Origin of the sequence: Sinomonas atrocyanea, from assembly GCF_030812675.1 — a bacterium.
In the GTDB taxonomy this organism is placed as follows: domain Bacteria; phylum Actinomycetota; class Actinomycetes; order Actinomycetales; family Micrococcaceae; genus Sinomonas; species Sinomonas atrocyanea_B.
In genome coordinates this window covers 1-22,655 of the sequence record NZ_JAUSTE010000015.1, presented here as the reverse complement: position 1 = coordinate 22,655, position 22,655 = coordinate 1, and the positions used below count along the sequence as shown (strand labels likewise).

Below are 22,655 nucleotides of genomic sequence, written 5' to 3'. Positions count from 1 at the left end.
CATCATCGGCGCACTTTGGTGCGAGTGACATCCAGAAGGGGGCGTGCTATCACTGAGGCATGACGTCGCCACCCAGCGCCCAGCCCGCGGCCCCCGAGGCCGGCGGCAGCCTCGGCCGCGCCGGCGACCTCTTCCAGCTGCTGCGCGACGGCAGGCCGTGGACGCGCGCCGAGCTCGCCATGACCACGGGCCTCGCCCGCTCCACGGTGGCGGGCAAGGTGGACCTCCTCCTGGGCTCCGGCCTCGTGGTGTCCGTCGGCGAGGCCCTCTCGAGCGGCGGCCGCCCGCCGTCGCGCTTCGCCTTCCACCCGCAGGCGCGCACCGTCCTCGCGGTCGACGTCGGAGCGAGCCACGTGCGCGTGGCCCTCACCGACCTCAACGGCGAGGTGCTGGCCGAGCGGCGGGCCCAGATGCCGGTCGCCCAGGGGCCCGAAGCGGTGCTCGGCTACGTGGTCGACTCCGCGCGCAGGCTCCTCGCCGACAGCAAGCGCCCCCAGTCGCAGCTCGCCGGCGTGGGCATCGGGCTGCCGGGGCCCGTGGAGCACGCGACCGGGCGGCCGGTGAAGCCGCCGATCATGCCCGGCTGGGACGGGTTCGACGTGGTCGGGTTCGTCCAGCGCTCGCTGCCCGTGCCGGTCCTGGTCGACAACGACGTGAACATCATGGCCCTCGGCGAGCGGGCCGCGTTCTGGCCCGGGGTGGACGACCTGCTCTTCATCAAGGTGGCCACCGGCATCGGGTCCGGGATCATCTCGAGCGGCCAGCTCCAGCGCGGCGCCGACGGCACCGCAGGCGACCTCGGCCACGTCCGTGTGGCACGCGGCGCCGACGTCGTCTGCCGCTGCGGCAACGTCGGGTGCCTCGAGGCGCTCGCGTCCGGAGCCGCCGTCGCCCGTTCCCTCGCCGCCCAGGGCGTCGAGGCGGCCACGGGGGCCGACGTCGTGGAGCTCGCCTCGCGCGGCAGCATCGCCGCGGTCCAGGCGCTGCGGCAGGCCGGGCGGGACATCGGCGAGGTGCTCGCCACGTGCGTGAACCTGCTCAACCCCAGCGTGATCGTGATCGGCGGCTCGGTGGCCGCCGCGGGGGAGTACGTCATGGCCGGGGTGCGCGAGGTGGTCTACCACCGCTCGCCGCCGCTGGCGACCACGAACCTGCGGATCGGCCTCTCCCGCGCGGGCGAGCGGGCCGCCGTCATGGGCGCGAGCCAGCTCGTCTCCCAGCACGTCCTCTCCCCGGCCGGCGTCGAGGCCACGCTCGCCGCGGCGAGCGCGGGGTAGCGCCGCCTCGCCCGCCGCCGGCAGGGCCGCGTGGCGAATCCGTGCTTTCCCCGCCCCGCGCGGCCATGATGGGCACATGTTCGAACTCACGGAGGACCAGCGGGCCCTCGTCGACACGGTGCGGGACTTCGCGGCAGGCCGGCTCGCGCCGCACGCCCTCGCGTGGGACGCCGAGAAGCACTTCCCGGTCGACGTGCTGCGCGAGGCCGGCGAGCTGGGCCTGGGCGGGATCTACACCGGCGAGGAGCACGGCGGCTCGGCGCTGACCCGCTCGGACGCCGTGCTGATCTTCGAGGAGCTCGCCAAGGCCGATCCCACGATCGCCGCCTACATCTCGATCCACAACATGGTGGTCTGGATGGTCGACACCTTCGGCTCCCCGGAGCAGAAGGAGCGGTGGCTCCCGCGGCTGATCACGATGGAGGCCCTCAGCAGCTACTGCCTCACCGAGCCCGGCGCCGGCTCGGACGCGGGCGCCCTCACCACCAAGGCCGTGCGCGAGGGCGGGGACTACGTGCTCAACGGCGTCAAGCAGTTCATCTCCGGTGCCGGCCACTCGGAGCTCTACCTCGTCATGGCCCGCACCGCGGACACCGGGCACGCCGGCATCACGGCGTTCCTCGTCCCCGCCGGCGCCCCGGGCCTGTCCTTCGGCGCGAACGAGAAGAAGATGGGCTGGAACGCCCAGCCTACCGCCCAGGTGGTCCTCCGGAACGTCCGCGTGCCCGAGTCCGCGCGGCTCGGCACCGAGGGCCAGGGCTTCGGCATCGCGATGAAGGGCCTCAACGGGGGCCGCCTCAACATCGCGGCCTGCTCGCTCGGCGGCGGCCAGGCGGCACTCGAGAAGACCATCGCGTACCTGAAGGAGCGCACGGCGTTCGGCGAGCGGCTGGCGGATCTGGAGGCGCTCCGGTTCGCCGTCGCGGACATGGCGATGGAGCTCGAGGCCGGCCGCGCCCTGCTGCGGGTCGCCGCCGACGCGCTGGACCGCGGGGCGCCAGATGCCCTGCGCCTGTGCGCGACCGCCAAGCGGGTGTGCACCGACGCCGGGTACCGGGTGGCAGACCAGGCCATCCAGCTCCACGGCGGCTACGGGTACCTCCACGAGTACGGCATCGAGAAGATCGCCCGGGACCTGCGCGTGCACCAGATCCTCGAGGGCTCCAACGAGATCATGCGCCTGATCGTGGGCCGCCAGCTGCTCGAGGGCTGAGGCACCGGAGGTTTCAGCCCGCGAGCCCCAGGACCCCGAGCCAGACCAGGCCTGCGACCTTGAGCAGCTCGAGCCCCACGTAGGTGAAGTGCAGCGTGTGCCGGGGCATGCTCTCGCTCAGCTTCCCGCCGGTCACCCGGCGGTCCATCCGCGGCCGGAGCCACGCGACGTCGAGCGCGATGATCACCGCGAGCACGGCGCCGAGCGGCCACCTCGGCGCCGACGGGGCCGCCCCGCCGAGGGCCAGTGCGAGGAGCACCGCCGCGGCGAGCACGCACTCGACGAGGTTGAGCGCCCTGAACACGAGCCGGCCGATTCCCACGCCGAGCTCGATCGTGATGCCCGGGGCGCTGAACTTCAGCGGCGCCTCGATGAAGGAGATCGCCAGGACCATGCCCAGCCACACGAACGCCGCCGCCACCAGGACGGCCGTTGCTCCAGCCATGCTGCATCCACCTCGGGGGTCAAGAGAGATCGTTTCCCTCCGAGCTTAAATCAGCATACGGGATGCTTTTTAATCGGCGGCCCGGCGCCTGGCCTTGAGGATGGCGTCGGTGAGCACCGCCCTCTGCCCCTCGGGGCCGGTCGCCTCGCGCCCCTCGGACGTGCTCGTCTCGATCTCCCACCGGTCGGCGCGCAGGCCCAGCGAGGCGGCGAGCTCGTCCGCGGACGGCATGTGCACGTCGTGCGGGTGGCGCGACCACGGCGGGAACGCCGTGTGGCCCACCACGAACAGCAGTCCGCCCGGCGCGACGGCGCGGGTCGCGGCGAGCAGCACGCGCTCGCGGGGGAACTCGACGGGGGAGTGGAGGAACGAGGCGGTCACGAGGTCGTAGGCCTCCTCGGGCTCCCACTCGGCGAGGTCGCGCGCGAGCCAGGTGACGCGGTCGGCGACGCCGGCCTCCTCCGCGTGCCCGGCGGCGCGCCCCAGGGCGACGGCAGAGACGTCCACGCCGGTCACGGTCCACCCCCGCTCGGCGAGCCAGATGGCGTCGGCGCCCTCGCCGCAGCCGAGGTCGATGGCCCTGCCGGGCGCCACGGCGCCCACCTCGCGCACGAGGGCGCCGTTGGGCTTCCCGCTCCAGACGCGCTGCCGCTCCGCATAGAACTCGTCCCAGAATTCCGAGGGACCGGGCCTGTGTTCGCTCTCCATTCCTCACTCCTATCCGCCCCGGCACCGGCGCGCAAGGGGCACGGGCAGAAGGGTCTCTCGGCCCTTCCTCCCCCCGGACGGGCCTCCTTACCCTCGGGGAAGGAGGTGATCCGCCGTGAACGCAGTACAAGGGGATCGGATCGTCATCCGTGGCCGGACCGTGGAATCGAAGGACCGGCACGGGGAAATCATCGAAGTCAGGGGCGCCCACGGCGAGCCGCCGTACCTCGTCCGGTTCGACGACGGCCACGAGACCATGGTCTTCCCGGGCGGAGACTTCTCGGTCGAGAAGGTGGGTGGGTGAGGATGCTGTCGCTGAAGAGCCTCGCCGAGACGCTGCGTGAATCCGGTCCCTGGTGCACCGTCCACGCGGAGGTCAGCACCGGGACGGTGGCCACGCACGAGGCCACCGAGGTGCTCGCCACCAACGTCTCCCGGGCCGTCACCGAAGCCGGCGGCTCGGAGGCCGACGCCCGCGCGGCCGAGCAGCTCGAGTGGGCTGCCATCGGGGAACCCGGGCCGGTCTCCCGGTTCGTGCTGATCCGCAACGGCCGTGTGGCGGTCAACGAGCTGCTGCCGGGCGCCCCCGCGCGCGCCGATGTCGAGGTCGGCCCGATCCCCAACCTGGTGCCGCTCGCCGAGGTGCAGAACTCGGACGTCGAGTACCTGCTCGTGCAGGCGGAGCGGGCCGATGCGGAGATCGGGCGGTACCGGGCTTCCGCCCGGGGCGCCATGGCCAGCGAGGAGCTCCACGGCGACACCGAGAACCTCACCAAGGTTCCCCTCGGGGGCTACTCCCAGGGCAAGTACCAGCACCGCACCGAGGAGGTCTGGCGGCGCAACGGCGCCGAGGTCGCGGCGGAGGTGAACCGGATCGTCGAGGAGGGCGGGGTCCAGCTCGTGGTCCTGGCGGGCGACGAGCGCGCGCGGCTCATGGTGCGGGATGCGCTGAGCGAGCGGGCGGCCGGCCTTGCCCAGCCTGTGGACATGAACTCATCCGCCCCCGGCGCCGACCAGGAGCGGTTCGCCGAGGAGGTCGACGCCGTGGTCGCCGAGGCGGCAGGCCGCCGGGCGCAGGACGCGCTCACGCGGGTGGCCGACGGGATCGGGCGCAGCTCGGCCGGCGGCTGGGCGGAGACCGTCAACGCGCTGCGCGAGGCCCGGGTCGGCACGCTGGTCCTCTGCCCGGAGGAGATCGAGGGCCGGAGCCTGCTCGCGCTGGGTGCCGAACCGTGGGTCGCCGAGTCGGAGGACGGAGCGGTGGGCGCGCCGACGCTGGGCCAGGCCGATGCGGCAGCCGCCCTCCTCCGCGCCGCTGTCCTCACCAACGCGGACACCGTCCTGGTGCCGTCCGGCGCGCTCGACGGCGGGTCCGCCGCCGCTGCGCTCCTGCGCTGGTAGGGGCCTACGCGCAGCCGTCGGGGCCGCAGGCCGCGCCGTCGAGCCCCTCGTCGTCCGTGGCCGCCGCGGCGGGGCTCACCATGACGAGCGGGTTCGCCTCGCGCCACGCCGTCTCGAGGGCCTGTGCGAACAGCTCGGGCGGCTGGGCACCGGAGACGCCGTACTTGCTGTCGAGGACGAAGAAGGGCACGCCCTGGATGCCGATCGCCTGGGCCTGGCGGATGTCCGCCGCCACCGAGTCGCGGTACGTCCCGGCGTCGAGCGCGGCGGTGATCTCGCCGGCGTCGAGCCCGGCCGCCGTGCCGAGCCGGACCAGCACCTCCCGGGAGCCGATGTCCTCCCCGTGCTCGAAGTGCGCCGAGAGCAGCGCCTCCTTCACGGCGTCGGCGGTCCCGCGGGCGCCTTCGGCGTCCTTGGCCTTGGCCAGGTGGAGCAGCTCGTGCCCCGACTGCGAGTTGGCCACCACGATGCTGCCGAAGTCGTAGTGCAGCCCTTCGTCGGCGGCGACCTGGGTGACCTGGGCGAACATCTGGGCCACGCGGTCCGCGGGCATGCCCTTGCGCTCGGAGAGGTACTCGAGCTCGGTGCCGTCATAGTGCTCGGGAAGGCTCGGGTCCAGCTGATAGCTGTGCCACGTCACGGTGACCTGGTCACGGTGGGGGAAGCCGGAGAGGGCCTTCTCGAAGCGGCGCTTGCCGATGAAGCACCACGGGCAGGCGATGTCGGACCAGATGTCAACGTTCATATCCTGTGCAAGCCCTCCGCCGGCGCCGCTATTCCTGCCGGGCCGCCGGACTCTTGCGCGCTTCTTCTACGAGATGTAGAAAGAAGGTGCCGGGAACGCCGGATCCGCCGGGATCTCCGGTCCAGAGGGACGAGGTGGGAGCGATGACGACGCTCACCAGGAACTGGGCATTCCGGATCGCCGGGGGCGCGGGGCTCGTTGCCTTCGGGCTCTTCGCGGCGGTCTTCTTCGTCCCGCCGGACGTGGAGAAGGCCTGGGTCTACACGATCGGGTTCATGGTCGCCGTGCTCGCCGTGCTCCTCGCGGCCGCCTCTCGGCTCTCCGCGACCCACAGCAGGCTGGGCGTCAGGCCCCGCACGCGGCTGGGGTGGTGGGCGGTGGGGCTCGCCGCGGCCGGCCTCGTGTTGGCCGTCGCGCTGCCGGCCACGCTGATGCAGCTCGCGGCCACGGTCGAAGGCCCGATGGTCGCCGCCTCCAATGTCGTGGTCCTGGGCTTCCTGGCCGCGATCGCCGCGGGTGTCGTGGCCGCGGTCGCGTGGTTCCGCCGCGCGGAGCGTTCCGTGCTCGTGCTGCTGACGATGCTCCCGGCGCTGTTCGCGCTCTACTTCCTCATCGGCGAGCTCGTCTTCCCGCACTAGCCGCCGGAGGGGGTGGGCGGACAAGGGTTGAGGGGCCGCCCTGCGCAGCACCACTACGCAGGATGGCCCCTCAACGGGTTTCCCGGTGCCCCCGCCCCCGTCCTTCGGGGTGCCTGTTGCGATTGAAGCGTGCGGGGTCCGGGAAGTCTTCGGGCGGTGGCGGCCTAGGCCGCCGCGAACTGCCGCTCGGGCAGTCCGGCCTCGTACTCGTCCTCCTTGCCCGCCGTCTCGCACAGGTACCGTGCGTAGGCGGGCATCGTGAGGAACGTCGGGAACTCGGCGCCGAGGGCGACCTCGCCGAACAGCTCGCGGGCGTCGCGGAAGCGGTCGCCGTCGAAGCGCTCGAGCTTGTGGAACTCCTCGTCGAGCAGCTCCTCGACCCACTCGCGGCTCACGATCTCGCCCTGGTCCGTGATGGCGCGGGCGTAGATCCACTGCCAGATCTGCGAGCGGGAGATCTCGGCCGTCGCGGCGTCCTCCATGAGGCCCTGGATCGCCACGGCGCCGTTGCCCCGCAGCCACGTCTCGATGTAGCGGATGCCCACCTCGATGTTGTTGCGGATGCCCTCCTCCGTGATCGTGCCGCGGCACGTGCTCAGGTCGATCAGCGCGCGGTCGTCCGGGATGACGTCCTCGCGGAGCCGGTCCAGCTGGTTCGGCTTCTCGCCCAGCACGCTGTCGAACGCGTCGCGGACCACGGAGACGAACTCGGGGTGCGCCACCCACGCGCCGTCGAACCCGTCCTCGGCGTCGCGGAGCTTGTCCGCACGGGTCGCCAGGAGGGCCTCGGCATTGGCCGCGGGGTCACGCCGGCTCGGGACGTACGCGGCCGGGCCGCCGATCGCCATGGCGCCGCGGCGGTGGCACGCCCGCACGAGCTGTTCGGTGTAGGCGCGCATGAACGGCTGCGCCATGGTCACCTGGTCCCGGTCCGGGAGCACGAAGCGCGGCCCGCGGGTCCGGAAGTTCTTGATGATGGAGAAGATGTAGTCCCACCGGCCGGCGTTGAGCCCGGCGGCGTGGTCGCGGAGCTCCCACAGGATCTCCTCCATCTCGAACGCCGCCGTGATGGTCTCGATGAGCACCGTGGCCCGGATGGTCCCCTGCGGGATGCCGAGGAGGTCCTGGGCGAGGACGAACACGTCGTTCCAGAGGCGCGCCTCGAGCCGGTTCTCGACCTTGGGCAGGTAGAAGTAGGGGCCGTGGCCGAGCGCGGTGAGCCGGGCCGCGTTGTGGAAGAAGTACAGCCCGAAGTCCATGATGCCGCCGGCCACAGGCTTGCCGTCCACGAGCATGTTCTTCTCGGGCAGGTGCAGGCCGCGCGGACGCAGCACGGTGGTGGGCCGCTCCTCGAACGGCTTGAGCCGGTACTCCTTGCGCGTGGGGCCCTCGCCCATCGTGAAGTCGATTCCGCCGCGCAGCGCGTCCAGGAGGTTGATCTGGCCCTGGATGAGGTTGCGCCAGGACGGCGTGAGGGAGTCCTCCATGTCGGCCAGCCACACGTTGGCGCCCGAGTTGAGCGCGTTGACGGTCGACTTCCGGTCCACCGGCCCCGTGATCTCGACCCGGCGGTCCGTCAGACCCGGCGCGGGCGGGGCGACCCGCCAGTTCGGGTCGTTGCGGATCTCCTCCGTCTCGCCCAGGAAGCGCGGATCGCCGCCGCGGGCGATCTCGGCGCGGCGCGCGTGGCGGGCCTCGAGGAGCTCCTGGCGGCGCTCGGCGGTGGCTCGGTGCAGGCGGGCGACGAACTCGAGGGCGTCCGGGGTGAGGATCTCCCGCTGCCGGGCGATGGGCTGGGCGGTGATCGTCACGCCGTTGATCGTGGTCTCAGTGCTGAAGCTGTTCATGGCGGTCTCCTGGTGGTGTACGACGGCGGTGGGCCGGCTAAGCGTGCCGGCCCACCCGCCGTCGTGCTGCCTGCTAGTGGAACTGGCCCTCTTCGGTGGATCCCACGAGGGCGAGGGTGCTGGCGTTCGGGTTCAGCGCCGTGGAGACCAGATCGAAGTAGCCGGTGCCCACTTCGCGCTGGTGCTTGGTTGCGGTGTAGCCGCGGTCTTCGGAGTCGAACTCGCGCTCCTGGAGGTCGACGTACGCGCTCATGCCGTTGCGGGCGTACCCGTGGGCGAGGTCGAACATCGAGTAGTTGAGGGCGTGGAAGCCCGCGAGGGTGATGAACTGGAACTTGAAGCCCATCGCGCCCAGCTCGCGCTGGAACTTGGCGATCGTGTCGTCGTCGAGGTGCTTCTTCCAGTTGAACGAGGGCGAGCAGTTGTACGCGAGCATCTGGTCCGGGAACTCGGCCTTGACGGCCTCGGCGAACTTGCGGGCCAGCGCCAGGTCCGGGGTGCCCGTCTCCATCCAGATGAGGTCGGAGTACGGGGCGTAGGCCTTGGCACGGGCGATGCACGGCTCGACGCCGTTCTGGACCCGGTAGAAGCCCTCGGCCGTGCGCACCGGCTGTCCGCCTTCGCGGAGGATGAACTCCTGGTCGCGCTCGTCGACGTCCGTGGTGATGAGCGTCGCGGCCTCGGCGTCGGTGCGGGCGATGATCACGCTCGGGACCCCGGAGACGTCCGCGGCGAGGCGGGCGGCGTTGAGGGTGCGGATGTGCTGCTGGGTCGGGATGAGGACCTTGCCGCCGAGGTGGCCGCACTTCTTCTCGGAGGCGAGCTGGTCCTCCCAGTGGACGCCCGCGGCGCCGGCCTGGATCATCGACTTCATCAGCTCGTACGCGTTCAGCGGGCCGCCGAAGCCGGCCTCGGCGTCGGCCACGATCGGGACCAGCCAGTCCTCGACGCTCTGCTTGCCCTCGGAGAACTCGATCTGGTCCGCGCGCTGCAGGGCGTTGTTGATGCGGCGCACCACGGCGGGGACGGAGTTGGCGGGGTAGAGCGACTGGTCCGGGTAGGTGTTGCCCGAGAGGTTCGCATCCGCGGCGACCTGCCAGCCCGAGAGGTAGATGGCCTTGAGGCCGGCCTTGACCTGCTGGACGGCCTGATTGCCGGTGAGGGCGCCGAGCGCGTTGATGTAGCCCGTGCCGTCCTCGCGGCCGTCGGTCACGGCCTTCCACAGCTTCTCAGCGCCGCGGCGCGCCAGCGTGTGCTCCTCGGGGACGCGGCCGCGGAGGCGGATGACGTCCTCGGCCGTGTAGTCGCGCTGGATGCCCTCCCAGCGGGAGTCGGCGGACCACTCGAGGGCGAGGGCCTCGGCCTGCTGCCCGAGGGTCTGGTTCTGGGGCTCGAACTCTGCGGTCATGGCGGGTCTCCTTCGACTCGGTGCCTGATGGCTTCTTCGTGAGAACAACTTTTCCGGGTCTGCAAGCCCTCCAACAGAGAAGAGTGCTGGAAAGAAACACAGATCTTCACGTATTCTCAAGAAATGCCGCGTACGACGCCGTCCGCCCCCGCCCGCTCGTCGTGGAGCCGCCCCGCCGGGCCTCCTCCCGATGCCCAGAGCAGTGGGATCGACGTCATCAGCCTCGGCCGCAGGATCAGGCACCTGCGGAAGGCCGCGGGGCTCACGCTGGACGAGCTGGGGGCCGCCGCCGGCGCCGCGGCGAGCCAGCTGAGCCTCATCGAGAACGGCAAGCGCGAGCCGAAGCTGAGCCTCCTGACGCAGCTCGCGGGCGCCCTCGGCGTCGGCGTCGACGCCCTGCTCGGGACGGAGCCGCCCACCCGCCGGGCGGCCCTCGAGATCGAGCTCGAGCGCTACCAGCGCAGCCCCCTGTACGAGAACCTGAACCTGCCCAAGGTCCGCATCAGCTCGCGGCTGCCGCTCGATGTGCTCGAGTCCCAGCTCGGGCTGCTGCGCGAGCTGGAGCGGAAGATGAACGAGCAGGTGGCCACGCCCGAGGAGGCACGGCGCGCGAACGGCGAACTGCGCCGCATGATGCGCGACCGGGGCAACTACTTCCCCGAGTACGAGGCCGAGGCCCAGAAGGTCCTCGCCCAGGTGGGCTACACCTCGGGGCCGCTGAGCCAGCACACCATCTCCGACATCGCCACGCACCTCGGGTTCACGCTCTACCACGTGGGGGACCTGCCGCATTCGACCCGCAGCGTGACCGACCTGAAGAATCGCAGGATTTACCTCACCCACAACCAGCGCTCGGACCACGATCCCCGGTCCGTGCTGCTCCAGGCGCTCGGCCACTACGTCCTGGGCCACGAGACGCCGCGGTCCTATGGTGACTTCCTGGCCCAGCGGGTGGCGACGAACTACTTCGCCGCTGCGCTCCTGCTGCCGGAGCAGGCCACGGTCGACTTCCTGCAGCGGGCCAAGGCGGCCAAGGAGATCTCGGTCGACGACCTCCGTGACGCGTTCTCGGTGAGCTACGAGACCGCCGCCCACCGGTTCACGAACCTCGCGACCCAGCATCTGGGGCTCACGACCCACTTCCAGAAGACCCACCAGTCCGGCATCATCTACAAGGCCTACGAGAACGACGGCGTGAACTTCCCGATGGATCACACCGGGGCCATCGAGGGCCAGCCCTCCTGCCGGGCCTGGACGAGCCGCGCGGTGTTCGAGGTGCCGGACAAGTTCAGCTCGTACAGCCAGTACACCGACACGGTGACCGGGACCTTCTGGTGCACGGCCAGGACGGAGAGGAGCGCGAGCGGTGAGTTCTCGCTCAGCATCGGCGTCCCGTACCACCATGTGAAGTGGTTCCGCGGGAGGGAGACGACGGCGCGGGCGGTCTCACGCTGCCCCGATCCCGACTGCTGCCGCAGGCCGCCGGCCGAGCTCAGCGAGCACTGGGCCGGGAACGCCTGGCCGTCGGCCCGGGCCCACTCGCACCTGCTCGCTGCCATGCCGCCCGGCGCGTTCCCCGGCGTCGACGAGACCGAGGTCTATTCATTCCTCGAGGCGCACTCGGGCAGCTAGCCGGGGAAGGGTGCGGCCGGGATGTCCGGCCGGCCGTCGTGGTCCTGGTCCCCGTAGGCACGCATGGCGATGCGCTCGGCGAGCTCCTCGTTCATCTCATAGGGCGGGACCTGGCGGAACGCATGGACCTCCCGCTTGGGGCGCCCCTTCGCAGCGGGCTGCGGGACAGCGTTGTCGGTGGCGGTGCTCTCCATGGCCGTGCTCTCGACGGCTGCGCCCTCCGCGCCGACCGTGGGTTCCTGCGCAGCAGGTCCGTGCTTCTTGAAAAGGCCCATGATGTCCTCCCCGGCGACGGTGGTGTGTATCAACTCGCCTCTTCACGATACGCCCAAAGCTTGGGGATCTCAGGAAGCTGGCTGTGCGCAGGCCGCGAGCAGATGCGGCATGAGTGCCGCGGAAAGGTAACCCGTCAAACACCACTTGACCGGTTACCTTCCAGAAGGGAGTGTCTTGCCCATGGCGTGCTCCTCGCGACATCGGGGACGCTGTCGACGCTACATGGCACAGGTCCGGCGCCGACTCGGATGGGAGCCCGAGACAGAGGGCCTCGACGCGCACTGCCGGCCGCGGATGATGGCACGGAAGGCCGAGTTCCTTCCGCAGCTCGCGGCCCCCCTGACGGCCGCAGCCCTGGGCATCGCCGCCGGCGGCCTCCGCTCGCGCCTGGTCCACTGCGCAGACCCGCAGTGCGCGCTGCGGTTCTTCGACCGGAGCCGCGATGGGCGTGGACGCTACTGTTCCGCCACCTGCTCGAGCCGGGCGAAGGCCAGGCGGCGGCGGGAGCGGGATCAACTGTTCGGTTGATGGAACCGGCCGGCCCGCTCCGTAGCGTCGAAGGGTGACCACCACTGCATCCCGAACAGCCCGTTCGCCCCGTTCCGCACCGCGTTTCCGCCCGCCGCGATGGCTCCGCATCCTCCTGCCCGCCGTCCTGATCCTGGCTTGGCTCGCCGTCTTCGGACTCGGCGGCCGCGCCTTCGGCGAGGTGGGCAAGGTCGCCGTCAATGACGCCTCGGAGCACCTGCCGGCCAGCGCCGAAGCCACGCAGGTCCAGGACCTCGAGAAGAAGTTCCGCGACGGCAACGCCATTCCGGCCACCATCGTCTTCACCAAGGCCACGACGCTGACGCCGGACGACCTGCGCACACTGACCGGCCTCGTCGCGGGCCTCGCGGGAGAGGCAGGCGTCGCCTCGGACCGGATCCCCGGCGGCACTCCGCGTCTCCTGCCCTCCCAGGACGGGAGGGCGGCGACGGCCTTCATCCCCGTGCAGCCCAACGACCCCGGCCGGGGCGTCAAGGTCGCGGAGACCGTCACGCACGTGCGCGCCCAGCTGGCCGGCCAGTCCCCCGCGGGCGTGGTCGTGAACGTCACAGGTCCAGCCGGGCTCTCCGCCGACATCTCCGGGGCCTTCAGCGGCCTCGACGGTCTCCTGCTCGCGGTCGCCCTCGCCGTGGTGCTCCTGATCCTGGTGATCGTGTACCGCTCGCCGCTGCTGCCGCTCATGGTGCTCGGCACCTCCCTGATGGCGCTGACCGGGGCGATGGCCCTCGTGGTCGCCCTGGCCAAGGCGGGCATGCTGCTGCTCTCCGGCCAGACGCAGGGAATCCTCATGATCCTCGTGATCGGCGCGGCCACCGACTACTCGCTCCTGTACGTCTCCCGGTACCGGGAGGAGCTCGCCCTGCACGAGAGCACCTGGGCGGCCACCTGGGCGGCGCTGCGCGGCTCCTTCGAACCCGTCAGTGCCTCGGCGGGGACCGTGATCGCCGCGGTCCTGTGCCTGACGCTCTCCGACCTCAACGCGAACAAGGCGCTCGGGCCGGTCGCGGCGATCGGGATCGGCTTCGCCTACGTCGCCTCGCTCACCCTGCTGCCGGCCCTCCTGTACTGGGCCGGACGCGTGGCGTACTGGCCCGGTAAGAGTGTGGTCGAGCGCGCCACGACGGCGGCGGAGAGCGGCCCGGCGGAGTCGAGGCCCCGGGGCCTCTGGCACCGGGTCTCCAGGCTGGTCTCGGCGAGGCCGAGGACCGTGTGGGCGGGATCCCTCGTGGTCCTCCTCGCCCTGGGCGCCGGGGCTGCCGCCTTCAAGGCGGACGGCGTGCCGAGCAGCGACTTCGTGGTGGGACACTCCGACGCCCGGGACGGCCAGGCGGCCCTCGCCGCCCACTTCCCGGCCGGGGCCGGCGAACCTGCCGTCGTCGTCGCACCCGCGGACCGGAAGGACGGCGTCGTGCGCCTCCTCAGCCACGAGCGGGGAGTGAGCACCGTGCGGCAGGCGGGGACCGCCGTCGACGGATTGGTGATGCTCGAGGCGACGCTCTCGGACGCGCCGGAGTCGGCCGCGGCCGAGGAGACCGTGAAGAGGCTGCGCGCGGACATCGGTGCGTCGGGATGGCACGGCGACGTCCTCGTGGGCGGCCCGACCGCCGTGGCCCTGGACACGAACGAGACCACGATCCGCGATCGCAACCTCATCATCCCCGTGGTCCTCGCCGTGATCCTGGTGATCCTCATGCTCCTGCTGCGCTCCCTCGTGGCGCCCGTGCTGCTCGTGGGCACGGTGGTCGCCTCGTTCGCCGCGGCGCTCGGCGTCTCCGCGTTCGTCTTCAACGGGCTGTTCCACTTCCCGGGCGCCGACGCCTCGGTGCCGCTGTTCGGGTTCGTGTTCCTCGTGGCCCTCGGGGTCGACTACAACATCTTCCTCATGAGCAGAGTGCGCGAGGAGTCGCTGCGGCACGGCACGCACGAGGGGATCCTGCGGGGTCTGCGGGCCACCGGCGGGGTGATCACCTCGGCCGGGGTGGTGCTCGCCGCGACGTTCGCGGCGCTGGGTGTGCTCCCCGTGCTGTTCCTGGCGCAGATCAGCTTCATCGTGGCCTTCGGCGTCCTGCTGGACACGGTCCTGGTCCGCTCGCTCCTCGTTCCCGCCCTCTGCTACGACCTCGGCGAGCGCACCTGGTGGCCGGCGCGCGGCAGGGCGGGTGCCTGACTCAACCGTGGAAGATCCGGTAGGCGTCCTCGGCGCCCGGGTGCAGGGGCACTCCCGCGGTGCTGATGAGCGTCTCGGGGCTGAGGTACTGGACCCCTCGGCTCGCCGCCGGGACCAGCTCGGCCGAGTGCTCGAGCAACAGGCCGACGGCGGCGCGGGCCACGTCCGCGGACAGGTCCTCACGGCACAGGAGGAGGTTCGCGACGCCGACGGTCCAGGTCGCCGGGACCCCCGCGTAGCTGTCCTCCCGGATGAGCACCCGGTCGTAGAACGCCCCGAACCGGGACCGCAGTGCCGGGAGGAGCTCGGAGAGGTCAAGCAGCCGCGCCCTCGTCGCCCCTGCGAAGGCCGTGATGGCCGCCGTGGGCACGCCGCCGGACCAGAAGAGCGCCTCGACCGCGCCGTCATGCAGTGCGGCCAGGCCCTGGTTGAGGCCGAGCCCCACGGCGCCGACGGTCCGCGGGGGGAGCGGATCCGGCCGGTGCGCCGCGGAGGAGGGGGCCGTGGCGAGTCCCGCGGCCGCGAGGAGCCTGGCGGCCGTGAGGGACGTGCCGGAGCGGGGGTCGCCCACGGCCACGGTCCGGCCCGCGAGGTCTGCGGGGACCGTGATGCCGCTGTCCGCGCGGACCAGGCAGTGCAGGTAGTTCTCGTACACCTTCCCGAGCGCGAGCATCCGCTGGGTGCGGAGGCGGTCTGCGGCGGCATCCGAGAGGGCGATCGCGAGCGTCGCCCCGCCGCTGGCGAGGCGGTCCAGGTTGTCGAGGCTCCCGCCGGTCTCGAGGGCGGAGGCCGTCCGGGCCACGCCGTGCCGCTGGAGGGAGGCCGCAAGGAGGGTTGCGAACTCGAGGTAGAAGCCGCCCTGCTCCCCGCCGGCCACCCTGAGGGCCTCGGCCGGCGGGCCGGGCGCACAGGCGGCCGCTGCGGGCAGGGCCAGGCCCGCGAGCCCGGCAGCCAGGCCTGTCCGCAGCACCGTCCGCCGGGTCGGCGGGAGACCGGCGGGGGAGCGGCGTTCAGCCATGGACGTCCTCCCCGCCCGCCGTGGCATCGCCGGCATCCGCGGGGCCGCCGACGCCGCCGGCGCCGCCGGCGCCGTCCGCGCCGGGGTGCGGGAGGCCGCCGTCGTGCGCAGGGGTGGGCGCGGCGGGGAACTCGACCCGCGCGACGAGGCCGCGGGGGCTGCCCGCCGCGAGGACCAGCCGTCCGCCGTTCGCCTCGGCCAGCTGCTCGACGATGGCCAGGCCCAGCCCGGTGCCGCGGGAGCCGCTGTGCTCGGGCGAGCGCCAGAATCGGGTCGTCGAGGCCGCGCGCTCCTCGGCGGTAAGGCCGGGGCCATCGTCGGCGACCTCCACCGCGACCGCACCGCTCCGCAGGACCGCCCCGGCGGTGATCCTGGCGCCGGGCGCGCCGGCGTACTTGATCGCGTTCTCGAGCAGTTCCCCGACCATGTCCGCCAGGTCGGAGCGGTTGCAGGCGAGCCTCGGCGGCGCCGCAGGGGCCTCGGCGAGTTCCAGCCGGGCGCCGCTGCGGAGGGCCGCCGGGGCGGCGCGCTCCACGGCGTCCTGCAGCACCGACCACGGGTCGAGCACCTCGGTGCGCCCTCCCATCGCGGGCCCCGCGGCGCCCCCGACCGAGCCCTCGCGGACCCGGTGCTCCGCGGAGGCCAGCCGCAGCATGCCGTCCAGGATGTCCTCGACGTGCTCGAGCTCCCGCGTCACCCCGGCCGCAGCTTCCCGCTGGGCCGGGGTGTCCAGCTCGAGGGCCAGGAGGTCGGTCCTCAGCCGCAGCGCCCCGATCGGGTTGCGCAGCTGGTGGGAGGCGTCCGCGATGAGCTGGCGCTGCGCCTGCATGGACGCGCCCACGTGCTCGGCCATCGCCGAGAAGGCCCTGCTCAGCCGCTGCAGCTCCGGCGGCCCGTCCTCGCGCAGCCGTGTGGCGCGCTCGGACTCCTCGAACGCGATCACCGCGGCGGTGAGCCGGTGGACGGGGCGCAGGACCCAGCCCGTGAGCCGCCCGGCGCCTGCGAGCAGCAGGGCCCACACCGCCATGGACCCGAACGCGACGAGGAGCCAGCGCTCCCGCAGCTTCTGTTCGGCGGCGGCCAGGTCGACGTCGAGCACGGCCTCGCCGAGCACCTGGCTCGCCGTGCCGTAGGAGCGGGCGATCACCTCGGAGGCGGGGCCGAACGGCTGGACCGGCTCGAGCGCGGTGTCGCTGAGGTTGAGCTGGGCGCGGGCGGCAGCCTCCCGCACATCCGGGCGGTCGGCGCTGAGGCCGCCGGAGGTGAGCGTGGCCTGCGGGGTGCGGACCACGATCCCTTCGCCGTACAGGGCCGAATAGCGGTCCATCTCGCGCTGGAGCTGGGCCGTGTCCCCGCTGGAGGCGGCATCGTCCGCGACCTGCGCGAAGCGGTTGAGGGCCGCCACCCGGTTGATCTGCAGCTCCTGGGTGAGCTCGCGGCCGACCGAGGCGAGGATCGAGGCGGAGACCGCGACGACGATGAGCACCGAGAACAGGCTCAGGACGCCCAGGACGCGCAGCCTCACCGGCGGCCGCCGCCGGAGGGGGCGCGTGCCGGGCCCTCGACGCGGTACCCCACACCGCGGACGTTGATGATGAAGCCCGGCAGCATGAGCTTGGACCGAAGCCCCGTCAGGTGCACGTCCAGCGACCGGGACGAGGCCACGAAGGCGTCGCCCCAGAGGGTGTCGAGGATCTGCTCCCGCGTGACCACCGAGCCGGCGTGCCTGGCGAGCAGGGCGAGCAGCTCGTACTCCGTGGCGGTGAGATTCAGGGCGCGGGGGCCGACGGCGGCGACGCGCCGATCGAGGTCGATGCTGACCTCGCCGAGCTCGATCCGGTGCGGGTCCGAACCCCCTCCGCGGGCGACGCGCCGGGCCACGGCCTCGATCCGGGCCAGGAGCTCGACGAGCTTGACCGGCTTGACGAGGTAGTCGTCCGCCCCGGAGCGGAGTCCGAGGACCACGCTGCGCTCGTCGTCCCGGGCGGTGAGGATCAGCAGCGGCACGTCGGTGACCTGGCGCAGCTTGCGCAGCACGTCGAGGCCGTCCATGTCGGGCAGGCCGAGGTCCAGCAGGATCGCGTCGTGCTCCCGGTGCACGAGGAGCGCGTCCGCGCCGCGGCCGACCCGGGCCGCGTCGTGGCCCGCCGAGCGGACGGAGGCCAGCAGCGCGGAGGCCATCGCGTCGTCGTCCTCGACGATGAGCACTCGCATCAGGTCCCTCCACTGTCCGCCCCCGAGACTACCCGCTCGGGCGAAGACTTAAGGAAGTGTTAGGAATGGGTGCCCCAGCTTGGGCTGTGAACGCGGTCACGCCTAGCGTCCTAGTCCATGAGCATTGCACACCAGGGGTCTGCGGGCAGCGCTGCCCGGACCCGGCGAGCCGTCGCCAACACCCTGAAAGGGTCAGCCGGAAACCTCATCGAGTGGTACGACCTGTACGTCTACGCGGCGTTCTCGGCGTACTTCGCGACCTACTTCTTCAACAGCAAGGACCCGGTCCAGGCGCAGATCGACGCCTACCTGACCTTCGCCCTGACGTTCCTCATGCGCCCGGTGGGCTCGTGGTTCTTCGGCCGGTACGCGGACCGCAATGGCCGCCGCGCGGCGCTCACGCTGAGCGTGTCCCTCATGGGCGTGGGCTCGCTCCTCGTCGCCGTGATGCCCGGCATCGCGCAGATCGGCATGTGGTCCACGGTCCTGATGTACTTCTCCCGCCTGCTCCAGGGCTTCTCGGTGGGCGGCGAGTACGGCACGGCCGCCACGTACATGTCCGAGGTCGCCACGTCCAAGCGGCGCGGCTTCTTCTCGAGCTTCCAGTACGTGACCCTCGTGGGCGGCCAGGTCCTGGCCCTGCTGACCCTCGTGGTGCTCCAGTCGACCCTCGGCGACGCGGACCTGAAGGCCTGGGGCTGGCGAGTGCCGTTCGCGATCGGCGCAGTCGCCGCCCTGATCGTCCTGTGGCTGCGGCGCACCATGGACGAGACGATCTCCAAGGAGCAGGTGGCTGCTGCCAAGGCCGCCGCCGCGGCGTCCGAGGCGCGCGGCGAGCGCGGCGAGTTCGAGGCCGTCGAGCCCGGAACCCTCAAGCTGCTCTTCACGAAGCACTGGAAGCCGTTCGTCGTGGTCGTGTTCCTCACCATGGGCGGAACGTGCGCGTTCTACCTGTACACCACCTACATCCTCAGCTTCATGAACAACGTCTCGCACATCCCGAAGACGCAGACCTCGGTCATCAACTTCTGGGCCCTGTTCGTCTACATGATCCTGCACCCGCTGTTCGGCCTGCTCTCCGACAAGATCGGCCGCAAGCTCCAGCTCATCGTCTTCGGCGTCCTCGGCGCGATCTTCACCTGGCCGATCATGTCCACGCTCGCCGGCGTCAAGGACCCGGCCATCGCGTTCTGGCTCATGCTGGCTGGCCTCATGATCGTCATCAACTACACGTCGATCAGCGCGATCGTGAAGGCCGAGATGTTCCCCGCCTCTGTGCGCGCCCTCGGCGTGGGCCTGGGCTACGCCGTCGCCAACTCCCTCTTCGGCGGAACCGTGCCGTTCATCGGGGAGTGGCTCTCGAGCGCCGGGCACAAGGAGTGGCTGTTCACCTACGTGACGATCACGATCGTGATCTCCCTCGTCGTGTACATCTTCTTCCTGCCCTCCCGCCGGCAGGAGACGCACCTCGACCGGGACCTCACGCCCGTGGACCCCGTCTCTGCGGGCGTGGGGAGCGCGCCGGCCAGCGCGGACGACGCCGGGCACTCGCCCTCGCGCCTCGGCTAGCCTCCGCACCACGATCCGTCCTGTGCCTGCGGCCGCTGGGGGCCGCAGGCACAGGACTTCCACCTCCCGGGGGAGGCCCCCGTCCTCCGAGGACCGGCGCCTTCCCGGAGACTGAGATGCAGGAGACCCCCGCGCCGCCGCCGTGATACGAACGAGAGTGATGAGCCCCCGTCCCCAGCCCCCCGCGCATTCCTCGCCCCGTCAGACCGGCCACCCGAGGGCCGCCGCCGCGTGGCTCCTCCTGGTCTCGATCGGCCTCATCGCGCTCACCATGCGCGGCCCCTTCGTGGCGGTCGCCCCCGTGGCCAGGGCCCTCGAGGGGGACCTCGGGCTCTCCGCCGGGGAACTCGGCCTGCTCACCGGCATCCCCGTGCTGTGCTTCGCCCTCGCCGCGCCGCTCGCGTCCCTGTGCGCCCGGCGTTTCGGGGCGGAGATGGCCGTGACACTGACGTTGGCGGGAGTCCTCGCCGGCGTCCTTATCCGGTCCCTCGACGGCACCGCCGTGGTGATGCTGGGCACCGTGGTGCTCGGGGTGGCGATCACGGTCGGCAACATCGCCGTGCCGCTGATCATCCGGCGAGACTTCACCCAGGCCCGTCAGGGGATGGCCATGGGCGTGTACACCGCGGCGCTCAACGTCGGCTCGTTCGTGACGTCCGTGGCCACCGCGCCGCTGGCCGCGGCGACCGGCTGGCGCGTGGCCCTGGCCGCGAGCGCACTCTTCGCGCTCGTGGCGCTCATGGTCTGGGTCGCCGCGGTGGGGGTGCGGCGGGCCCTGCGGCCGGAGGGGGCCGCGACCGCCTCGGACCACGCCGCGCCGCGGGCGCGCCGCACCGGCGCGGTCACCGTCGCGCTCGCCTTCGGGTTCGGCGGCCAGGCGTTCTCCTACTACGGCATCACCGCGTGGCTGCCGAGCCTTCTCACCGACGAACTAGGGCTCAGCGCGGCGGGCGCCGGGGCCGGGGCCTCGCTGTTCCAGATCATGGCCATCCTCGGCGCGCTCGGCACCCCGCTGCTCGCCCGGTACGCGGGCTCCCGAGCCACCGTGGCCGCACTGGGCATCCTCTGGCTCACGGTCCCGCTCGGGCTGCTGCTTCAGCCCGGCCTGTGGGCCCTGTGGAGCTCGCTCGGCGGCGCCGCGCAGGGCGGCGGCATCACCTTCATCTTCACGGCGATCCTCACGGTGGCCCGCGACCAGGCCGCCGCGGGGCGGATGTCCGCGATCGTGCAGGGAACCGGGTACGGCGTCGCGGCCATCGCCCCGACCCTGCTGGGGGGTATCCACAGCGCCGCCGCGTCCTGGACCCCGCCGCTCGTGGCGGTGCTCGTGGCGGTCATCGCCTTCTTCGCCGGCACCGGCGCGGCCGTGCTCCTCGCCGCCCGCCGCCGCTGAGGCGGGCGGACGACGGCGGGTGCCACCCGCCGTCGTCCGTCCCGCCCCCCCGTCTGGGGGTCACCTCCTGAAGGTCACCTCCTGCCGGCCGAACCGCCGGGAAGTGACTCCCAGAAGGTGACTCCCAGGAGGTGACTCTCAGACGGTGGGGGCGCTGCCGGCGGGAGAGCCGTAGTAGCGGCCCAGGGTCTCGGCCTTGAACTCGTAGAACGTGCCGTCCTCGATGGCGCGCCGGGCGTCGTCGACCATCCGCACCACGAAGCGCTCGTTGTGGATCGAGATGAGCGTATGGGAGAGCATCTCGGAAGCCTTGTACAGGTGCCGGATGTAGGCGCGCGAGTAGTTGGCGCAGGTGTAGCAGTCGCAGCCGTCCTGGAGCGGGCCCCAGTCCCGCCTGTACTTCGCGCCGGAGAGGTTGAGCCGCCCCTCGGCCGTGTAGAACGCGGAGTTGCGGGCCACGCGGGTGGGGGAGACGCAGTCGAAGGTGTCGGCGCCGGCCTCGATGGCCACGAAGATGTCGTCCGGCTCGGAGATGCCGAGCAGGTGCCGGGGGCGGTCCTCGGGGAGCACCTCGGAGCACCAGCCCACGATCGTGCCGAGGTTCTCCTTCTCCAGCGCCCCGCCGATCCCGTAGCCGTCGAAGGGCATGGCCCCGAGGTCGGCGCAGGCCTTGCGGCGCAGGTCCTCGTACTGGGCGCCCTGGATGACGCCGAACAGGGCCTGGTACGGCTTGCCGGCGCGCGCGTCCGTGAGCCGGAAGTGCTCGTCCACGCAGCGCTGCGCCCACAGCCGGGTCCGCTCGAGCGCCTGCTCCTGGTAGCCGCGGGAGTTGTGCAGGGTGGTGAGCTCGTCGAAGGCGAACATGATGTCGGCGCCGATCTGGTGCTGCACCTGCATCGAGATCTCGGGCGTGAAGCGGTGCCGGTCCCCGTTGAGATGGCTCTTGAACCACACGCCGTCGTCGTCGATGTGGGCGAGCCGCTCCTTGCCGGGCGCCACCGCGTCGTCGGCCCCGGCCTGCTGGGGCGCGTCGGGGCCCTTCATGTCGATGACCTTCTTGAAGCCCGAGCCCAGGCTCATCACCTGGAACCCGCCCGAGTCGGTGAAGGTGGGGCCGGGCCAGTTCATGAACCGGCCGAGCCCGCCGGCCTCGTCGAGGATGTCCGCCCCGGGCTGCAGGTAGAGGTGGTAGGCGTTCGCGAGGAGGGCCTGCGCGCCGAGCTCGGCCATGGACTCGGGCAGCACGGCCTTGACGGTGGCCTTGGTGCCGACGGCGATGAACGCCGGCGTCTGGATCGTCCCGTGCGGCGTGGTGACGGTGCCGGTCCGGCCGAGTCCCGGGGTGCCGCCGGGGCCTTCGAGGCGGGTGCCGACCTCGAATCCGAACTCGGACTGGCGGGGGTGGCCGGCCTGCGCGGCGGCCGGGGCCTCGGGGGCGGGGACGGAATCTGGCACCCGTACAGTCTGCCACCGCCCTGTGCGGGGCCGCGTCACGGGCGGCCCGCGCATAGCACCCACACAGGCTCCCCGCGTACGGTGGGGACCGACGGAGCGAGACGCCTCAGGGGGCATTGAAAGGGGCGACGACCATGGCACCACGGGGGGACCGCCGCCGGCTCCCGCGCGTCCTCGGCCGCTCCGCGCGCGCCCGACGCCGGCGGCTCGCCTTCCTCGGGATGCTCGCCGCGCTGCTGGTCGCGGGGCTGACGGCCGCGGCCGGGCTCGGCCCCGGCGTGCTGCGCGTCGCCGAGGCGTCCGCCGAGAAGGCGCATCCGCAGGCGCCAGCGGCCTCCGCGGCCCGCCCGTCCGGTCCCGCGCCGGCACCGGCCGCCTCGGCCCCGCCGTTGCCCAGTCCCGCGGCACCCTCCAGCCCCGCGCCGCCGCCCATCCCCGCCCAGCCCGCCTGGCAGGAGATGCCGGCCTCCATCGCGGGAACCGTCTCCCAGTTCGTCAGCAGCCGGGGCGCCGCCGGCGCAGCCGTGGCGGTGTCCACGGGCACCGGGGCCACGGCCCGGGCACGGTACCTGGCCACCGTCGGGCAGGCGGCGGACGGCACGCCGTGGTCCGCGGACATGCGCTCGGCCTTCCGCAGCATCACCAAGAGCTTCGTGGGCACGGCCGTCCTGCAGCTGGTCGCCCAGGGCCGGCTCGGCCT

At 72.3% G+C, this 22,655-nt stretch carries 21 protein-coding genes; 11 read left to right on the top strand and 10 right to left on the bottom strand.

What is annotated here, in order from left to right; all coding sequences use genetic code 11:
- Window positions 1-59 precede the first annotated feature (59 nt).
- Both J2W20_RS17175 and J2W20_RS17170 read left to right on the top strand, forming a co-directional pair.
- Window positions 60-1,277, top strand: coding sequence for an ROK family transcriptional regulator (locus tag J2W20_RS17175; RefSeq protein ID WP_307008119.1), 1,218 nt, complete (start codon window positions 60-62; stop codon window positions 1,275-1,277).
- A 76-nt stretch (window positions 1,278-1,353) separates the two neighbouring features.
- Window positions 1,354-2,490: an acyl-CoA dehydrogenase family protein gene (locus J2W20_RS17170; RefSeq protein ID WP_307008118.1), complete on the top strand. Its 1,137-nt coding sequence runs from the start codon at window positions 1,354-1,356 to the stop codon at window positions 2,488-2,490.
- Window positions 2,491-2,503: 13 nt separating this feature from the next.
- On the opposite strand, the gene J2W20_RS17165 is transcribed toward J2W20_RS17170, so the two are convergent.
- On the bottom strand, window positions 2,504-2,935 hold the full coding sequence (locus J2W20_RS17165) for a hypothetical protein (protein WP_307008117.1): 432 nt from the start codon (window positions 2,933-2,935) through the stop codon (window positions 2,504-2,506).
- 69 nt (window positions 2,936-3,004) lie between these two features.
- A complete protein-coding gene (locus J2W20_RS17160; RefSeq protein ID WP_307008115.1) occupies window positions 3,005-3,643 on the bottom strand; it encodes an SAM-dependent methyltransferase in 639 nt (212 codons plus the stop codon).
- A 115-nt stretch (window positions 3,644-3,758) separates the two neighbouring features.
- On the opposite strand from J2W20_RS17160, the gene J2W20_RS17155 reads away from it, so the two are divergent.
- Together J2W20_RS17155 and J2W20_RS17150 are read left to right on the top strand one after the other, a co-directional pair.
- Window positions 3,759-3,947, top strand: coding sequence for a DUF1918 domain-containing protein (locus tag J2W20_RS17155; RefSeq protein WP_307008114.1), 189 nt, complete (start codon window positions 3,759-3,761; stop codon window positions 3,945-3,947).
- 2 nt (window positions 3,948-3,949) lie between these two features.
- Complete coding sequence (locus tag J2W20_RS17150; RefSeq protein ID WP_307008183.1) at window positions 3,950-5,044, top strand: baeRF2 domain-containing protein; 1,095 nt, start codon at window positions 3,950-3,952, stop codon at window positions 5,042-5,044.
- Between the two features lie 4 nt (window positions 5,045-5,048).
- Here the strand turns inward: J2W20_RS17150 and J2W20_RS17145 are convergent, their stop codons facing one another.
- Window positions 5,049-5,789 carry a DsbA family oxidoreductase gene (locus J2W20_RS17145; protein WP_307008112.1) on the bottom strand — a complete coding sequence of 247 codons (741 nt, stop codon included), beginning with the start codon at window positions 5,787-5,789 and terminating at the stop codon, window positions 5,049-5,051.
- A 143-nt stretch (window positions 5,790-5,932) separates the two neighbouring features.
- On the opposite strand from J2W20_RS17145, the gene J2W20_RS17140 reads away from it, so the two are divergent.
- Window positions 5,933-6,427 (top strand): hypothetical protein, encoded by a 495-nt coding sequence (locus tag J2W20_RS17140; RefSeq protein WP_307008111.1) that lies wholly within the window; start codon window positions 5,933-5,935, stop codon window positions 6,425-6,427.
- A 164-nt stretch (window positions 6,428-6,591) separates the two neighbouring features.
- Here the strand turns inward: J2W20_RS17140 and aceB are convergent, their stop codons facing one another.
- Window positions 6,592-8,274 (bottom strand): malate synthase A, encoded by a 1,683-nt coding sequence (gene aceB, locus J2W20_RS17135; RefSeq protein WP_307008109.1) that lies wholly within the window; start codon window positions 8,272-8,274, stop codon window positions 6,592-6,594.
- Between the two features lie 73 nt (window positions 8,275-8,347).
- The gene (gene aceA, locus J2W20_RS17130; protein WP_307008108.1) at window positions 8,348-9,682 is read right to left on the bottom strand and encodes an isocitrate lyase; all 1,335 of its coding nucleotides are present in this window, start codon (window positions 9,680-9,682) and stop codon (window positions 8,348-8,350) included.
- A gap of 123 nt (window positions 9,683-9,805) precedes the next feature.
- On the opposite strand from aceA, the gene J2W20_RS17125 reads away from it, so the two are divergent.
- A complete protein-coding gene (locus J2W20_RS17125; RefSeq protein WP_307008107.1) occupies window positions 9,806-11,314 on the top strand; it encodes a helix-turn-helix transcriptional regulator in 1,509 nt (502 codons plus the stop codon).
- Here J2W20_RS17125 and J2W20_RS17120 read toward each other — a convergent pair.
- Complete coding sequence (locus tag J2W20_RS17120) at window positions 11,311-11,589, bottom strand: hypothetical protein (RefSeq protein ID WP_307008106.1); 279 nt, start codon at window positions 11,587-11,589, stop codon at window positions 11,311-11,313. The genes J2W20_RS17125 and J2W20_RS17120 overlap by 4 nt on opposite strands.
- Before the next feature lie 181 nt (window positions 11,590-11,770).
- On the opposite strand from J2W20_RS17120, the gene J2W20_RS19235 reads away from it, so the two are divergent.
- Window positions 11,771-12,118, top strand: a complete 348-nt coding sequence (locus J2W20_RS19235) for a CGNR zinc finger domain-containing protein (RefSeq protein WP_373458044.1) — start codon at window positions 11,771-11,773, stop codon at window positions 12,116-12,118.
- A 34-nt stretch (window positions 12,119-12,152) separates the two neighbouring features.
- Window positions 12,153-14,306, top strand: a complete 2,154-nt coding sequence (locus J2W20_RS17115) for an MMPL family transporter (protein ID WP_307008104.1) — start codon at window positions 12,153-12,155, stop codon at window positions 14,304-14,306.
- 1 nt (window position 14,307) lies between these two features.
- On the opposite strand, the gene J2W20_RS17110 is transcribed toward J2W20_RS17115, so the two are convergent.
- Genes J2W20_RS17110 through J2W20_RS17100 form a run of 3 tightly spaced genes read right to left on the bottom strand, consistent with a single transcriptional unit; the run spans window position 14,308 to window position 17,538 of the window.
- Window positions 14,308-15,324, bottom strand: coding sequence for a TAXI family TRAP transporter solute-binding subunit (locus tag J2W20_RS17110; RefSeq protein ID WP_307008103.1), 1,017 nt, complete (start codon window positions 15,322-15,324; stop codon window positions 14,308-14,310).
- A complete protein-coding gene (locus J2W20_RS17105; protein ID WP_307008102.1) occupies window positions 15,317-16,849 on the bottom strand; it encodes a sensor histidine kinase in 1,533 nt (510 codons plus the stop codon). The genes J2W20_RS17110 and J2W20_RS17105 overlap by 8 nt, the downstream gene beginning before the upstream one ends.
- Window positions 16,846-17,538: a response regulator transcription factor gene (locus J2W20_RS17100; protein WP_307008101.1), complete on the bottom strand. Its 693-nt coding sequence runs from the start codon at window positions 17,536-17,538 to the stop codon at window positions 16,846-16,848. The genes J2W20_RS17105 and J2W20_RS17100 overlap by 4 nt, the downstream gene beginning before the upstream one ends.
- 117 nt (window positions 17,539-17,655) lie before the next feature.
- On the opposite strand from J2W20_RS17100, the gene J2W20_RS17095 reads away from it, so the two are divergent.
- Window positions 17,656-19,107: an MFS transporter gene (locus J2W20_RS17095; RefSeq protein WP_307008099.1), complete on the top strand. Its 1,452-nt coding sequence runs from the start codon at window positions 17,656-17,658 to the stop codon at window positions 19,105-19,107.
- A 160-nt stretch (window positions 19,108-19,267) separates the two neighbouring features.
- Window positions 19,268-20,500, top strand: coding sequence for an MFS transporter (locus J2W20_RS17090; protein WP_307008098.1), 1,233 nt, complete (start codon window positions 19,268-19,270; stop codon window positions 20,498-20,500).
- Between the two features lie 138 nt (window positions 20,501-20,638).
- Here J2W20_RS17090 and tgt read toward each other — a convergent pair whose 3' ends face one another.
- Window positions 20,639-21,955, bottom strand: a complete 1,317-nt coding sequence (gene tgt / locus J2W20_RS17085; RefSeq protein WP_307008097.1) for a tRNA guanosine(34) transglycosylase Tgt — start codon at window positions 21,953-21,955, stop codon at window positions 20,639-20,641.
- A gap of 134 nt (window positions 21,956-22,089) precedes the next feature.
- Between tgt and J2W20_RS17080 the strand changes: the two genes are divergently transcribed.
- Window positions 22,090-22,655: serine hydrolase (locus tag J2W20_RS17080; RefSeq protein WP_307008096.1), on the top strand; the 566-nt coding region annotated here is incomplete at its 3' end.

Excerpts from the sequence above, each read along its gene's own strand:
- J2W20_RS17170 (WP_307008118.1), top strand. The coding sequence starts at position 1,354 with ATGTTCGAACTCACGGAGGACCAGCGGGCCCTCGTCGACACGGTGCGG.
- aceA (WP_307008108.1), bottom strand. The coding sequence starts at position 9,682 with ATGACCGCAGAGTTCGAGCCCCAGAACCAGACCCTCGGGCAGCAGGCC.
- J2W20_RS17145 (WP_307008112.1), bottom strand. The coding sequence starts at position 5,789 with ATGAACGTTGACATCTGGTCCGACATCGCCTGCCCGTGGTGCTTCATC.
- J2W20_RS17150 (WP_307008183.1), top strand. The coding sequence starts at position 3,950 with ATGCTGTCGCTGAAGAGCCTCGCCGAGACGCTGCGTGAATCCGGTCCC.
- J2W20_RS17175 (WP_307008119.1), top strand. The coding sequence starts at position 60 with ATGACGTCGCCACCCAGCGCCCAGCCCGCGGCCCCCGAGGCCGGCGGC.
- J2W20_RS17120 (WP_307008106.1), bottom strand. The coding sequence starts at position 11,589 with ATGGGCCTTTTCAAGAAGCACGGACCTGCTGCGCAGGAACCCACGGTC.
- J2W20_RS17090 (WP_307008098.1), top strand. The coding sequence starts at position 19,268 with ATGAGCCCCCGTCCCCAGCCCCCCGCGCATTCCTCGCCCCGTCAGACC.
- J2W20_RS19235 (WP_373458044.1), top strand. The coding sequence starts at position 11,771 with ATGGCGTGCTCCTCGCGACATCGGGGACGCTGTCGACGCTACATGGCA.
- J2W20_RS17160 (WP_307008115.1), bottom strand. The coding sequence starts at position 3,643 with ATGGAGAGCGAACACAGGCCCGGTCCCTCGGAATTCTGGGACGAGTTC.
- J2W20_RS17165 (WP_307008117.1), bottom strand. The coding sequence starts at position 2,935 with ATGGCTGGAGCAACGGCCGTCCTGGTGGCGGCGGCGTTCGTGTGGCTG.
- J2W20_RS17095 (WP_307008099.1), top strand. The coding sequence starts at position 17,656 with ATGAGCATTGCACACCAGGGGTCTGCGGGCAGCGCTGCCCGGACCCGG.
- J2W20_RS17125 (WP_307008107.1), top strand. The coding sequence starts at position 9,806 with ATGCCGCGTACGACGCCGTCCGCCCCCGCCCGCTCGTCGTGGAGCCGC.
- J2W20_RS17140 (WP_307008111.1), top strand. The coding sequence starts at position 5,933 with ATGACGACGCTCACCAGGAACTGGGCATTCCGGATCGCCGGGGGCGCG.
- J2W20_RS17110 (WP_307008103.1), bottom strand. The coding sequence starts at position 15,324 with ATGGCTGAACGCCGCTCCCCCGCCGGTCTCCCGCCGACCCGGCGGACG.
- aceB (WP_307008109.1), bottom strand. The coding sequence starts at position 8,274 with ATGAACAGCTTCAGCACTGAGACCACGATCAACGGCGTGACGATCACC.
- J2W20_RS17100 (WP_307008101.1), bottom strand. The coding sequence starts at position 17,538 with ATGCGAGTGCTCATCGTCGAGGACGACGACGCGATGGCCTCCGCGCTG.